The 13447-nt window shown below is 48.1% G+C and carries 14 protein-coding genes; 4 read left to right on the top strand and 10 right to left on the bottom strand.

The features are described 5' to 3' along the window. Positions 1 to 88: 88 nt before the first annotated feature. From MJO57_RS18715 to MJO57_RS18690, 6 genes are all read right to left on the bottom strand, one after another. Positions 89 to 2299: a YgiQ family radical SAM protein gene (locus tag MJO57_RS18715; protein WP_252017847.1), complete on the bottom strand. Its 2211-nt coding sequence runs from the start codon at positions 2297 to 2299 to the stop codon at positions 89 to 91. Positions 2300 to 2403: 104 nt separating this feature from the next. Continuing rightward, a complete protein-coding gene (locus tag MJO57_RS18710; protein ID WP_252017845.1) occupies positions 2404 to 2739 on the bottom strand; it encodes a hypothetical protein in 336 nt (111 codons plus the stop codon). A 166-nt stretch (positions 2740 to 2905) separates the two neighbouring features. Then, complete coding sequence (locus MJO57_RS18705; RefSeq protein ID WP_252017843.1) at positions 2906 to 3778, bottom strand: U32 family peptidase; 873 nt, start codon at positions 3776 to 3778, stop codon at positions 2906 to 2908. A 41-nt stretch (positions 3779 to 3819) separates the two neighbouring features. Then, positions 3820 to 4827: a peptidase U32 family protein gene (locus tag MJO57_RS18700; RefSeq protein WP_252017841.1), complete on the bottom strand. Its 1008-nt coding sequence runs from the start codon at positions 4825 to 4827 to the stop codon at positions 3820 to 3822. A 296-nt stretch (positions 4828 to 5123) separates the two neighbouring features. After that, positions 5124 to 5651 (bottom strand): hypothetical protein, encoded by a 528-nt coding sequence (locus MJO57_RS18695; protein WP_252017839.1) that lies wholly within the window; start codon positions 5649 to 5651, stop codon positions 5124 to 5126. Positions 5652 to 5675: 24 nt separating this feature from the next. Then, a complete protein-coding gene (locus MJO57_RS18690; RefSeq protein ID WP_252017838.1) occupies positions 5676 to 6236 on the bottom strand; it encodes a reverse transcriptase domain-containing protein in 561 nt (186 codons plus the stop codon). On the opposite strand from MJO57_RS18690, the gene MJO57_RS18685 reads away from it, so the two are divergent. Both MJO57_RS18685 and MJO57_RS18680 read left to right on the top strand, forming a co-directional pair. Continuing rightward, positions 6199 to 6435, top strand: coding sequence for a hypothetical protein (locus MJO57_RS18685; protein WP_252027158.1), 237 nt, complete (start codon positions 6199 to 6201; stop codon positions 6433 to 6435). The genes MJO57_RS18690 and MJO57_RS18685 overlap by 38 nt on opposite strands. Before the next feature lie 120 nt (positions 6436 to 6555). Continuing rightward, complete coding sequence (locus MJO57_RS18680) at positions 6556 to 7983, top strand: IS4 family transposase (protein ID WP_252017836.1); 1428 nt, start codon at positions 6556 to 6558, stop codon at positions 7981 to 7983. A 47-nt stretch (positions 7984 to 8030) separates the two neighbouring features. On the opposite strand, the gene MJO57_RS18675 is transcribed toward MJO57_RS18680, so the two are convergent. Further along, on the bottom strand, positions 8031 to 9545 hold the full coding sequence (locus MJO57_RS18675) for an IS66 family transposase (RefSeq protein WP_252017834.1): 1515 nt from the start codon (positions 9543 to 9545) through the stop codon (positions 8031 to 8033). Between MJO57_RS18675 and MJO57_RS18670 the strand changes: the two genes are divergently transcribed. Beyond that, a complete protein-coding gene (locus MJO57_RS18670) occupies positions 9544 to 9756 on the top strand; it encodes a hypothetical protein (RefSeq protein WP_252017832.1) in 213 nt (70 codons plus the stop codon). The genes MJO57_RS18675 and MJO57_RS18670 overlap by 2 nt on opposite strands. A gap of 144 nt (positions 9757 to 9900) precedes the next feature. Here MJO57_RS18670 and MJO57_RS18665 read toward each other — a convergent pair whose 3' ends face one another. The 3 genes from MJO57_RS18665 to MJO57_RS18655 all read right to left on the bottom strand — a co-directional run bounded on the left by MJO57_RS18665 (position 9901) and on the right by MJO57_RS18655 (position 11465). Beyond that, positions 9901 to 10530 carry a hypothetical protein gene (locus MJO57_RS18665; RefSeq protein WP_252017830.1) on the bottom strand — a complete coding sequence of 210 codons (630 nt, stop codon included), beginning with the start codon at positions 10528 to 10530 and terminating at the stop codon, positions 9901 to 9903. 70 nt (positions 10531 to 10600) lie between these two features. Beyond that, on the bottom strand, positions 10601 to 11086 hold the full coding sequence (locus MJO57_RS18660; protein ID WP_252017828.1) for a hypothetical protein: 486 nt from the start codon (positions 11084 to 11086) through the stop codon (positions 10601 to 10603). 181 nt (positions 11087 to 11267) lie between these two features. Next, on the bottom strand, positions 11268 to 11465 hold the full coding sequence (locus MJO57_RS18655; RefSeq protein ID WP_252017826.1) for a hypothetical protein: 198 nt from the start codon (positions 11463 to 11465) through the stop codon (positions 11268 to 11270). A gap of 128 nt (positions 11466 to 11593) precedes the next feature. Here MJO57_RS18655 and MJO57_RS18650 point away from each other — a divergent pair, with 128 nt between their 5' ends. Next, on the top strand, positions 11594 to 13252 hold the full coding sequence (locus MJO57_RS18650) for a transposase (RefSeq protein WP_252017470.1): 1659 nt from the start codon (positions 11594 to 11596) through the stop codon (positions 13250 to 13252). The last annotated feature ends 195 nt before the right edge of the window (positions 13253 to 13447 follow it).

The raw sequence follows: 13447 nt of genomic DNA, 5'->3' as shown, positions 1-13447 counted from the left end.
TTCCATTGGAAAGGTACGCTATCAGATATCAATGGATTGATATCAACGGGTTCATCCAGCAAGCAGCTGGCGGGGAAGCCCCGCTGGCTTACTGTCCTTTATGGGGTGACCTGCTATTATTGCGCCTTCTGTTTTTACCGGAAGCCCGGTTATCCCATTGACCACCGCAGGCTTTCTTAAACGGGGTCCCTGCCTTTTGTGACGGTTCCATATGCCCATGCCTTGATTGCCTGTCCGCTTTGGGAACCAGCTGCCCATTACCGCTGCCAATCAAATCTTTTCTTCCCAGTTCAGTCAGTGTCTGTCTGAGAAAAGGCCAGTTTTCGGGGGCATGATAACGGAGCAACGCTTTTTGTATGCGTCGGTGGTGCAGCTCTTTATGTGTATCCAGCGGTTCACTTTTATAGGTCACTTTCTTTAACGGGTTGCGACCCGAGTGATACATGGCAGTGGCCAGAGACATCGGTGATGGATAGAAGGTCTGCACTTGATCCACCCGGTATTTATTTTTCTTCAGCCACAGCGCCAGATTGATCATGTCTTCATGCTCACAGCCCGGGTGTGCCGCAATAAAATAGGGAATCAGATATTGTTTTTTGCCTGCTTTCCCGGAGAAATAGTCGAACATTTTCTTGAATGCATAGTAAGTATCAATACCCGGCTTCATCATTTTGCTGAGCGGCCCTTTCTCAGTGTGCTCAGGCGCTATTTTAAGATAGCCACCGACATGGTGAGTCACCAGTTCTTCTACATACTCGGGATCGTGCACGGCAAGGTCATAACGCAGACCTGAAGCAATGACTATTTTTTTGATACCGGGAATGGACCGGGATTTCCGGTACAGTTCGGTCGTATGCTGGTGCGAGGTTTCCAGGTTTTTACAGATACCGGGATACACACAGGACAGTCGGCGACAGTTTTCCAATGCCCTTTCTTCTTTGCAAAACAGACGATACATGTTGGCAGTAGGGCCGCCCATATCGGAAATCTGTCCGGTAAAGCCGGGGACTTTATCGCGAATATCTTCCAGTTCGTTGATAATCGACGCTTCTGACCGGCTCTGAATAATCCTGCCTTCGTGTTCCGTGATGGAGCAAAAAGTGCAGCCCCCGAAGCATCCCCTCATGATATTGACCGACGTTTTGATCATGTCGAATGCCGGAATTTTCTGATTTCCGTAGGATGGATGGGGCTTGCGCTGAAAAAAGAGGCCAAACACCCCATCGATTTCCCGGGTCTTTAATGGCAGTGGCGGTGGGTTGACCCACAACTCTCTGTTGCCGTGTTTCTGTACCAGGACACGGGCATTAAATGGGTTCGATTCCTGATGCAAAACCCGGGAAGTGTGCGCATATAAAACAGGATCTTTTTTTACCTTCTCAAACGATGGAAGACGGATAAAGCTTTTCGATTTATCGTACTGAACCTGGTTCTGGAGCGGTTGTGGAACAATGAGCGGAACAATGCGCAAGGGCTGAGGCAGGTCTTCATCAGTAGCCTGCTGATTGCACTGAACTTCAGCAGTGTTGTCATAAGGGCTTATGCCATACGCTTCTTGCAAAGAACTGATGTCTTTAGGCCAGTCTATTCGGGAGCTGTCGATTTCAGTCCAGTCCCCAGGCAGGGATGATCTGACCATAGCCGTCCCCCGAATGGGTTGCATATCTTTTATGGCAATGCCCTGGGAGAGATTATGGGCAATTTCAGCCATTGCCCTTTCTGCATTTCCGTACAGCAAGAGGTCAGCAGCCGAGTCAATTAACACCGACCGGCGGACCTGGTTACTCCAGTAATCGTACTGTGCAATGCGTCGAAGACTCGCTTCAATGCCGCCAATAATGACAGGGACGTCTTTGTATAGTTGCTTACATTTTTGGCTATAGACGGTTACCGCACGATCTGGTCGTTTACCGGCCACAGCTCCTGCCGTATAAGCATCATCATTGCGAACCTTCAGGTCTGCCGTGTAGTTATTGATCATGGAGTCCATGTTGCCGGCCGTTACCCCGAAGAAAAGATTCGGCTTACCTAACCTGGTAAAATCCTCATCATTATTCCAGTCAGGCTGAGCAATGATGCCAACACGAAAGCCCTGAGACTCAAGAAAACGCCCGATAATCGCCATGCCAAAGCTCGGGTGATCCACGTATGCGTCGCCAGTCACAATAATAACGTCACATGAATCCCAGCCTAATGCGTCCATCTCATGTCCAGACATAGGTAAATATGGGGCAACGCCATAGCATTCAGCCCAGTATTTAGGGTACGAGAAAAGGTCGGGAGCTGTATTCTTGAGCATGAGGAGTTTGGGTTAATAAAAAATGTCGGATATTGTTACAGAAAAAATATTGATACAACAGGCAGGATGTTGGCATTTTTTTGCTTGAAACCGCTATTTACTATTTATGGATAAACGCCACCGGGAGGCACCACAGGCCCCAGTCCAATCCGGCATTTATTAAAGCCTTCCTGCCAGCCACGGCGATACTCCTGGTAAGTGCCCGGAAGTGACGGAGCTTGATCCCAACCTGCCCGGGGCAAACCTTCATTGCGTTGTGCTGCACTGCACCCCATGTACTGGCCATAAGTACGCATATTGGTATAAAGCCTGTTACCCTGTGTGATGTCAGGGAGAGAAGGCCTGTTTCCATGGGGTGAAATGGATTGATCAGTGGTAGAGCAGGCAAAGATCAATAAAACAGAGAGCAATAATAATCCCACCTTCACCAGGTAAAACATTGGATACTCCAGCGGAAGCGTAAACCATCATCAGTATAATTGAGTTTGGCAGGAAGTTGCGTAGTTCAGAGGGTCGTTCTGGTCCGAAAGGCTGACCCAAAAGGCAGGTGGCCTGTTTGGCACGACAATGAGCCAGCCTGGCCAGGGCAAAATCTGGTTCGGTTTCTCAGTAGATTATTCCGGGCTTTCCTGCCCAATAGCCGTTACACTCCCGATTTTCACACGTCATAATGTCGCTACCCAACGCCATGGCGTGCGCTAATTCGTCAGCCACATTCAAGATATTTTCCGAATGCCCTGAAAGGCGCATAGCCTTTACCCCGGCACTATCCATTGCCTGCCATTGATCCAGAATATTAAGACAGCTGCCAGACAGTGTCTGAATACCGTTGATGGTAAACAGCGCATCGCCTTCCTGGGTCGCCAGGGGAATACCTGCTGAGGTCTTGATACAGCTAAACTCACAGCTATCCTTGCTCAATTCATGGGCGCGCGCGGTAAAACAGCGGGCAGAGTATGCCAGTGGTAGATAACCATAGCTGAATACCTCGGTTTCCAGATCATTGATACCCAGCTCTTGCAAGCGGACCATGATCGACTTCAGATGATCAAAAGAGAGTTCAACCGGCAGAACCCAGCGCTTTAAGCCCGAACGATGCAGAACCTGCAGTGCCTCAGCACTGTACAGGTTCACAGAGGGACCGGTAATCACAGGGACACCCGCTTTGGCAAGATAATGGACAGCCGCCATATCATTGGCTTCTACGGCGAATGCTCCGTTCTCACAGACCTTGCTGACCTGAGCCAGTTCAGATTCGGCTTCAATCAGCGTCAGTGTCGACAGAACCACCTCTTTCCCTTTTGCCTGCAATAATTTTGCGATATTTAGCCATTCATCCAGTTTCAGTTCCCGTCTTTTGGAGCAAACCACTTCTCCCAGGTAGACTCGATCGAAGGCGGACTCGGCTACTTTGTCATAAAACGCCAAGACTTCTGCTTTAGGCCAGAAGAACAGTAATGGACCAAGGGTGATTTGCATAACTTATTCCATATCAATAGCAACAGCCAACGGTAACGACATCACTGCCAGGGGCGGTTATAGGCACCCAGTGTTGTCTGGCTACCCTCCGATAAACGTGACAGGCCAGACATCCAGCGTTGGTTGGTGGTAAAACTATCCGGATTGACCTTGAATTGGTCCAGTGCTTCTCGCCAGATTCTCACCACTTCTGCAACATAGGCCGGACTTCGCTGGCGGCCCTCAATTTTGACCGCACTGATGCCAGCCTGATGAAGCTGAGGAATCAGATCCAGTGTATTGAGGCTGGTAGGCTCTTCAATGGCATGACTGACTTTATCATTCACATTAAAGCGTCCCTTGCAAAGGGTTGGATACCCGGCCTGCTCATTGTGATCAAAACGATCAATCAACAGGCCGCCCAGTCGGGTTTCCATACCATTGGCGGTGGTCTGCCAGCGCACAGCCGATGCCGGCGAACAGGCACCTGCGGTATTGGGTGATTCTCCGGTGACATAGGAAGAGAGAATGCAGCGCCCTTCCGCCATAATACAGAGACTGCCAAAAGCAAATACCTCCAGTTCCACCGGGCTTTTCCGGGCCAGTCGCTCAACCTGCTTTAACGACAGTACTCTGGGCAATACTGCACGCTGAATACCAAAGTGATCATGATAAAACGACAAACTGGCCTGATTGGTGGCAGAAGCCTGAACGGAAAGATGCAGATTAAGGTCGGGGTATCGCCGGCTGGCATAGTCCAACACGCTGATATCTGCTGCAATCAGAGCATCGACACCGAAGTCGGCACACATATCCACCGCTTTTTTCCAGCGGTTCCAGTTGTTCGCCTGAGCATAAGTGTTTACAGCAACAAACAGTCGAACCTTTTTTCCCCGGGGATTTTTATGAACGTAATCCAGCGCCTTCATTGCCCGCTGATCGGAAAAATTCAGACCGGCAAAATGCCGGGCATTGGTTTCATCCCGAAAGCCGATGTATACGGCATCAGCACCATTATCGACAGCAGCTTTAAGGGAAGGAAGGTTACCGGCAGGACACACCAATTCCATAGAATTATCCAGTAGTTTTTTGGCATCATATCATGCTGAACAAAAAAACCACTTGATACTTATCAAAAAATACTCAAAAAATAAGTATCAACCCTTAGACTGGACACGTTCCCACCCACGGTTCAGAGGGTGTCGCAAAACCCTCGTTCCCACGCTCCGCGTGGGAATGCATATGGATCTAACAGCATGAGAAAGAACCACTGCCTGATAGGGTTTTCGGGGGTTCCATGCGAGTATGGTATTTGTGGCGGGATCGGGGTGAGTAGACCTGCCCGGTCACCCGGGCAAGCCCCTCCTCAGAACCGGACTTGCGGAATTACCGCATCCGGCTCCCGATAGACCCGTGTCCCCACATATGTTCGGTGAGACCGGAACATTGACACCGTTTTCCAGCTCTCTGGATACGCCAACACTTTAAGAATTTTCACCAGCTTTCCCCAGCTCAAGTATCCTTTTCCTCCCTGACGATTAAGCCATCTGTGGATCGTTCGTTTGCCTTGCAGAATGAACTGCCTGACCCGTCCTTGATTGTCTGTGATCCCATGATAGTTGATCCATCCCTTGATCCCCCGAATCGCTCTCTTCAGCGTTTGCACACGGTCAGAACTCAGGCGCTTCCAGAGGAACTCCCTTAACCCTTTGAGCTTCGATGCAAAACGATCTTTACGGCTGGTGAACTTCAGTCGCCAACCACCTTTTCGCATCTTACCCCAGTAACAGGTGAACCCCAGGAAGTTAAACGTCGAAAGACGCTTACCTGATTGATTGGCCCTCTGAGCTGCAATCCATCCTGCAGGAATTATCTGCGATTTCTCTCTATGCAACTCCAGACCAAACTTCTCTAACCGTTATGGCAACACTTTATAAAAGCGCTCTGCTTCACTGGCATCCCCAAAAAGGAATACCATATCGTCAGCGTACCTCACCATTTCCGCCCGCCCTTTGATGTGAGAACGGCTTACCTCGGCAAACCATTCATCTATCACGTAGTGCAGGTAGATATTGGCCAGCACTGGCGACAGGATAGCCCCTTGCGGACATCCTTCCCGATTGTCGGATACTTGCTTGTGTTCCATCACAGGTGCTGTAATCAGGACTTCTATCAGCCTGAGAAAACGCTGGTCTGATATCTTCATTCGCAAAATCTTCATCAGCTCCCTGTGAGGAATTCTGTTGAAGTACTTGCAGATATCAATTTCTACCACAGCACCATCCCGGATTCGGGAACTGGACTGCAGCAAAGCCCTCAAAGCATCGTGACAACTCAAGCCGGGCCTGAATCCGTATGAGCACGGTAGAAACAGCGGTTCGTATATCTTGCCAAGGATTTGACTGGCTGCAAGTTGCACCAGTTTGTCTTCAAAGCAGGATATGACCAGTGGCCGTTTGCTCCCATCCTCCGCACTCATTGAGTTTCTTAATCAAGACCAACCCGTTATCTCTCTGTCCAGACAGAAAAGTCAGGACTGGCTTCAAAGCAGGACGATTAAATCACAAGGTCGCATCATTGCCATGGTCAAGCGCCTGCGACAAGACTCTGAAGATAAGTATCAAAACAGTCATAAGTGTGAAGAGTGGGAGATTCCTGTGATAGAAGTGACTTATTAAAAATTCAGATCAATATCTTTTCTAACACAAGCCATCTACAGGGTAGTTTCGGGTCTATAGCCTGTCTCTTGATCACAAATAGCTACCTTGTTCTATCATTTCTCACTGATAAAACAGGTCATGCTTCCACTTTCTCCTAAACCATGGTCAGAACTAACTTTTGGATGTGCTGATTTGGGCGATACTCGACGTACAAAACGACTTGTCAAAGTTGCTGCCGAGCTTTCAGCTCATACCGGTAATTCTTTGTCATCTTCATGCGAAGGTTATACCGCACTGGTAACTGGAGCTTACCGGCTGATTGAGAATGAGGCCGTAAAGCCTGAAGCAATAGCTGAGGCAGGCTTTCAGGCAACTGCCAAAATAGCGAGACAGTCTCGCCTACTTCTGGCTCTCGAAGATACAACAACCCTGGGTTATAAACATGCTGTCAGATCCGAGCTTGGTGATCTTGGAGGTCCTGAAGGCTCTAAAACCAGAGGATTCCACGTCCACTCTGTCTTCTTGGTTGATGCGGATACAGAGCGAAGCATTGGGCTTATTGATCAAGAACGATGGGTTAGAGAGGACGTTCAGCGGGGGAAAAAGAACCAACGTCGTCAGCTACCTTACGAGGGAAAGGAAAGCTTTAAGTGGCAAAGAGCCTCTGAAAACACAGAACAAAGGATGGGGGGTAAAATGCCTGACATCATCAGTGTTTGCGACCGGGAGGCGGATATATACGAATATATGCACTACAAACTGGATAACCGACAGCGGTTTGTTGTAAGAGCTACACAAAACAGAATCCTGGTGGATGGCGAACTCTTATTATTTGATTCCTTAGCTCAGACTGAAGTGTTGGGGAAATATACGATAGTGGTTCCTCAAAAAGGAGGTAGAAAGAAGCGAAAGGCAACGCTGCAGGTCAAAAGAAAGAAGATGACAATACAGGCGCCGCAAAGGCCAGGCGGCAGGCCGGAACCGGTAACTATGAATATTGTGTCGGCTGAAGAGATTGGCAATGACTCCGAAGACCGTTTGCACTGGGTACTATTGACAACTGAAGATATTGAAACATTCGAAGACTGTCGCTCTATCATTCGATTTCACGAGCTCCGATGGCGAATAGAAGAGTTCCATAAGGCTTGGAAATCGGGAGCAGGAGTAGAAAGGCTTCGTCTGCAATCTCCGGATAACATTGAACGACTTGCGGTCATATTAATGTTTGTCGCTGTCAGACTAATGCAAATCCGTGAAGCATTAATGTTACCGAATGACAGGCAGCACAAAGACAGAAAGCTTTGGAGTGAAAAAACACTCGCGAATGAGGTGGTCAGTGATGATGAATGGCAGGTTCTCTGGCTAACCTATGAAAAAAAAGCGTTGCCCGATAAGCCGCCAACAGTCACTTGGCTGCTTCAAACGATTGCTCGGCTTGGTGGTTGGGGTGATTCAAAGCATACAGGGCAGCCCGGCTGGTTAGTGGTATGGGAAGGCTGGGCGAAATTGCAGGATCGGGTAAAAACCTGGCAGATAGCCCGGCAGTTCAGCGCTGGAGAGATGTGATCAAGAGTCAGGTCTATAGCGGACAGCTTTATGAAAATCAGGGGTAACTATTCAGCACTGAGCAAAGGCATATTACAGTAATTCCGAACAGCTCTATGAAGTGATTGATATATGTCCATTCCCTGTTTTCTGGCAGACGACAAATAGCTGCGAATCCGTGCAAACATAGAACCACCGTCTGCACTCCTGAAGTAGCCTGAGATTTTCTGCTTTAACTTGGCCATTCGAACATCCCGTTCACTGCCATTGTTATCGAAGGGAATGGTAAAATCTGACATGAAGCGCAGTGTCTCAGCCTTGAACTCAGTGAGTCGTTTGAAGAGATTGTAAGCTTTAGTATTCTTGACTTTCTTGCGCTTAAGCTCCTCTCGTTGCTTCTCCATATAGACGACTTCTTTCATTAGAGCCCGCTGAAGCAACCGGTCATAAATCTTCTCGATTCGTTCACAGACAACACTTGGCATCTGTAGCATACCTATGGTCTTAAAGCCCTTGCAGTAATGCCAGGAAAGCCTCAGTAGCTTCATCAATCGCAACGCCAGTTGATTGCTGTCCCTATCAACAACACCCAAAAGCTCCCTCAGGTGATGGGCATTGCAAAGTACGTGAGTTGCCGCATATGCAAAATAGGATTTCCAATGATCATGAACCAGAACGCCTGCAAATGTTAGCAGTATGCCCATCGTGTCCATGGCCTCACGACCTCGCTTTTCAGACAAGTAGTAGAGCGTCCATTGTTCATCCCGCATAACGTGTAGCCAGTGCAAAGAGCCCTCGGCCCGCATACCCGTTTCATCGGCTCCGGCAACAGACGATTCCCGCAAGGCGTCACGAATAACCTCTTCAGTAGAAGCCAGATTTTCATAGGTTCTGGCCACAAAATTGGCGACAGTGCCTGCACTTACACTCATTTTATAGAGAGTATTAAAATACTCTGACACGCGCTTAAAAGGCAGGAAATGGTATTGGTTAAGATAGACGGCCATAGCCTGTGTGGCTGAGCCATATTGTGCGGCAGCGGTAACACCTTCCGGGAATTCAGCCTGATTCCGACAACCACAAGTGCAGATTTTTACTTCAGCTCTATGGGCCGTTACTTCAAATTCACCCGGTCTCCCTGGTTCAAACACCTGTCGTTCAATATATTTGACCGGCTCACTATCAAGAAGAGACGCCTGACATTTATTGCATTCTTTAACCGGAAGGTACTCAATATAGTCAGGGATATCGACCTGTTTAAGACAAGTGCCCTGATGCCCTTTCTTTCCACCGGCTTTATTACCAGAAGACTGTCTCAGACTTTTAGGATTGGGTTTTTCATCCGATGGATCGGTACCTTTATCTGCGGAAAGGTCGTCAGAATGATCTGGAGAATTACTGTTTTTACAAGGTTTTTGATAACCATCAGACGATGGCGGCTTGCTGCTGTTTTGACTGTTCTTGCCAACCTTTTCTTCCAATTCTCGACATCGCTCTTCCAGACAGGCAACTCTCATCCGCAGCTCTGCATTCTCTTTCAAGAGAATCTCAGCCGACATAGTTGCGGGTAGTTCTGGAATCATGCTGGCGAATATTGTGGAAAAATGGTGCTTAAGAGGATGGTATAAAAATCAGAAAATTCCAGATTTATGTGGGGGTGCTGAACAGTTACAATCAGGGGTATGCACTCAAAAAGCCGCACTTGATCCACACGACAACCATTGCGCAGCACTCTCGATTTTCTCAGCCAATCTCGGGAATGTTCCGCTACCTGTAAGCCTATCTGTTAAATAGTGCCAGAATGAAAGCCCATATTGTCGACAGGTTTTCTTGAGGCTTGCAAAGGTGTCTCTGCTCCGTCGGCCGCTCTCACTTTTGGTGCCACCACTGATTTTACGCCGTTTGACGTGTTCTCTTATCTGGCTTTCGCTGAGGTTGTTATGAAGAGGCAGTACCGGGGTTATCCAGAACCATCAACAATTCCTGTTCAATTACAGCAAGACCTGCCAGCGCTTCCTGTAGACCTGAGCAACCGGTTTGTGTCTGGATCAGACTTTTGAAAGCGACTCTTATCTCTGCTGCCTTCTCACCCGAAGGAGATTCTCTAAAGGCCTTTAGATCCCGGTAAATGTTCCAGAACCAGCTCAGGCACCAGTATTGGGCATTGACCTGCTGGCGATTGACCGGAATAACTTTCTCCATTGGCCTGGCAGCGTGTACCCAGCACTGGGCATGGGCAAATACATTGAACTGACCGGCTCCGTCGCTGAATGTCACCAGATTGAACCCGTGGCTGATCAGGCTTCCGTATAACATGGCTTCACTGGCTCTTTGGCGATTCCTGGAGCCTGTGAGACCGATGTCGTTCATAAAGGCTTTCCAGGCTTTCTCACTCAGGAAGTGGACATCCTGATATTGCGCCAGTAGATCGTCTTTTTCCTGGTGGAATGATTCGTGGCCTTTGGTAATCAGGTTACTGAGCTCCCCTGACGAGATAGAAACACCTATATCCCATAGAAACTCCAGTAGCTGTGGCTGTGTTACGCCACAGGCGAAATACTGATGCAAAATGAATGCTCGGAGTTGCGGGCCGAAATGATGACCATTAAGAGCGCTCGGCGGGAGACCGCTGATGACTTTACCGTCGGGGAGTCACCCACTTCTCAAGCCAGTAACAGATCGTTTTGGAGTGAAGCTCCAGCTCCTGCACATAAAACGCATCCCGCCCATGACGAGTAGAACCTTCTGGAATGGAATCCGGAGCGATCACGGCTTCTTCAGTAACAGGTGGTTTATCCGGTTTGGTGCTTTGTCGTTTAGTATGGTGGTTGGGTTTATCGACATCACTTTTTCCATCAGATAGTTCGGAGTCATCAGACTCTGGTTCTTCATCTGACTCATGATCGTGACTCTGTGAGTCATCATTATTATTACCGCTATCGTCGTGCTTATCAGATGGTTTGGTGTTTGGCTTTATATCGGGCTTTGGGTTCAGCTTTTTCAAGCGAGTGATTTCGTTTTCCAGAATCTTTATCCGTTCCTGGAGCTGAACAATGTGTTCCTGCTGCTGAGTTATGAAGGTAAGCAGCTTTTCAGTAGAAAGGTTATCAAGCGATGTATTCATGAACCTGAAAGGTAGACTGTAGAGACGGTATTTTCCTCAAAATATTAGTTTTTGAGTACATACAATCAGGGGGCCAACCTTTCTGATCACGGACACTGATTGTCCGTGATCACAGATACCTTATCAGGGCTTTATTGTTTGTGTTTCTTGCTCATGATCACATCATCCATTTTGTTATGAATCAGAGCTGACTCCCCTCTCTGTTTTTTCGCACCATTTCAGAGCCACTCTTTTTATAAGCGATACACCTCTCGGGTTGTTGGTTATAAAAACGCTGGTAAGCTTTAACATAAGCTTTACCTCTTTCCTCTGATTTTTGGTAATACTGACGCTGGTAAGCTTTAACATAAGCTTTAACATAAGCTTTAGCATTACTCATGGAATTCCTGGATCGTCGACACAACTCTATTTTTAATTGCAACCATTCACATTTAATTTGATTTTTTAGTAATTTCTCAAAAAGTGCTGGAAGCAGGATAATTTCGGTCAGTCGTCTATCCTCTCACCATGGCTTTTCTAGAACACCAGCAGTTACAACCTGAAGATCTACTGAGATTCATCACTCAGCAGCAAGAGCAGATCATTCAGCTCAAAGAGCAGATAGAATTGCTTGAAGCAGAGATTCGTCGTCTAAAAAAACTGCCCGCAAAGCCTGACATCAAACCAAACACCAAACCTCCCGATGATGACACCGGCAGCCCTGATGGAGATCCATCCGCTCCTGAGGGTAACGATGGAGCCAGCCCAGACACCTCGTCAAAGCAGAAGGTTAAGAAGCCCAACGAGAAAACCAGAAAGCAGCGTAAACAGCCCCGAAAGCCATCGGCGGAAAAATCCATACCCATTGCTGCCACTGATGTTCCGGAGGGATCAATCAGGAATGGAACCACCCCTTTTCATGTTCAGGAACTGACAATACAAACATCCAGTATTGAATATCTTTTAGAGCAATGGGTGACACCCGATGGACAAACCATTACGGCCAAACCGCCAGCCAGCCTTCATGGACATCATTACGGGCCAATGCTGCAGGCCTACGTTCTGCACCAGTATCATGGTTGCTCCGTTACCCAGCCAGAACTGCTGGACTGGCTATGGGACATTGGAATCTCTATTTCCAGCGGGGAACTCAGCCAGCTTCTGACGAAAGGACACGAGCAGTTCCATGCTGAGAAAGATGAGCTGTTGACTACAGGTATTCGCTGTTCAAGTTATATCCAGACAGACGACACGGGAACAAGGCATAAGGGGAAGAACGGTTACTGCACCATCATCAATAACGAGTCCTTTGCCTGGTTCGAGAGCACAGACAGCAAAAGCCGGGAAAATTTCGTAAGCCTACTGCACCGCCCATGGTCAACTTACACGTTCACCGACGATGCCTTGATCTATCTGGAAAAACTGGATTACCCCAAAAAGTGGCTACGCGTTCTTAATCCATACAGAGGCGTCACCTTCCTGAGCCATGAAGCCTGGGAAGAATGCATGAAAGACCTGAGACTAACTGGTAGACGGCGCCAGCAGGCCAGTGAAGCCATGATTTATGGCAGCCTGATACAGCATGGAGCAGGACATCTTACCACCTTCAGTGATGGGGCAAGGCAGTTCGACGTTTTCAAACACAGCCAGTGCTGGATACATGCAGAGCGAGGGCTGGCAAAAGTTCATCCGGTCAATGATCAGCAGGCCATGGCTCAGAAATGGCTTCGGACATGGTTCTGGGCCATTTACGATGACCTTAAAGACTTCAAGACAGAGCCAACTGAAAAAAAGGCAATAAAAGTACGACAGGGGTTCCAGGCGCTGATCCAAACCCAAACGTGCAGTGGGCTTCTTCAGGATGCTCTGTCAGGGTTGGCTGTAATCAAGGAAGAGCTATTACTGGTTCTGGATGACCCGAGCTTACCGCTGCACAACAACCTGAGCGAGAGTCAGATACGAGAATATGTTAAACGACGAAAGATCAGTAGTGGGACGCGAAGCGATTTGGGGCGGCAATGTCGCGACACCTTTGCCAGCCTGAAAAAAACGTGTCGCCTGTATGGTCTCTCTTTTTGGGATTATCTGAAAAGCCGACTAATGGGCGATGGGTTATTTCCGAGATTGAGTAACCTGATTGAGGAGGCTTCACGTCATCTTCCGTGTGGTGCTGCCAGCAGTTTTTGAGAAATTACATTTTTTACTATGGTGGTGCCAATGTTTTTCCTGATTACCACTGATCGTACGTCATGACACAGGGAAAGATAATTTAAGAATATACGTGCAGCTTTTCATTCTTTATGTCTATAACCCGGTAAAGAAATAATAGAACCTCTCCAGTATTACCGGTGGAGCAGGCATCATGACGGCTTGTTCTCCAGA

Source organism: Endozoicomonas sp. SCSIO W0465, from assembly GCF_023716865.1.
GTDB lineage: Bacteria > Pseudomonadota > Gammaproteobacteria > Pseudomonadales > Endozoicomonadaceae > Endozoicomonas.
This window is presented reverse-complemented; position numbering and strand designations above follow the sequence as displayed.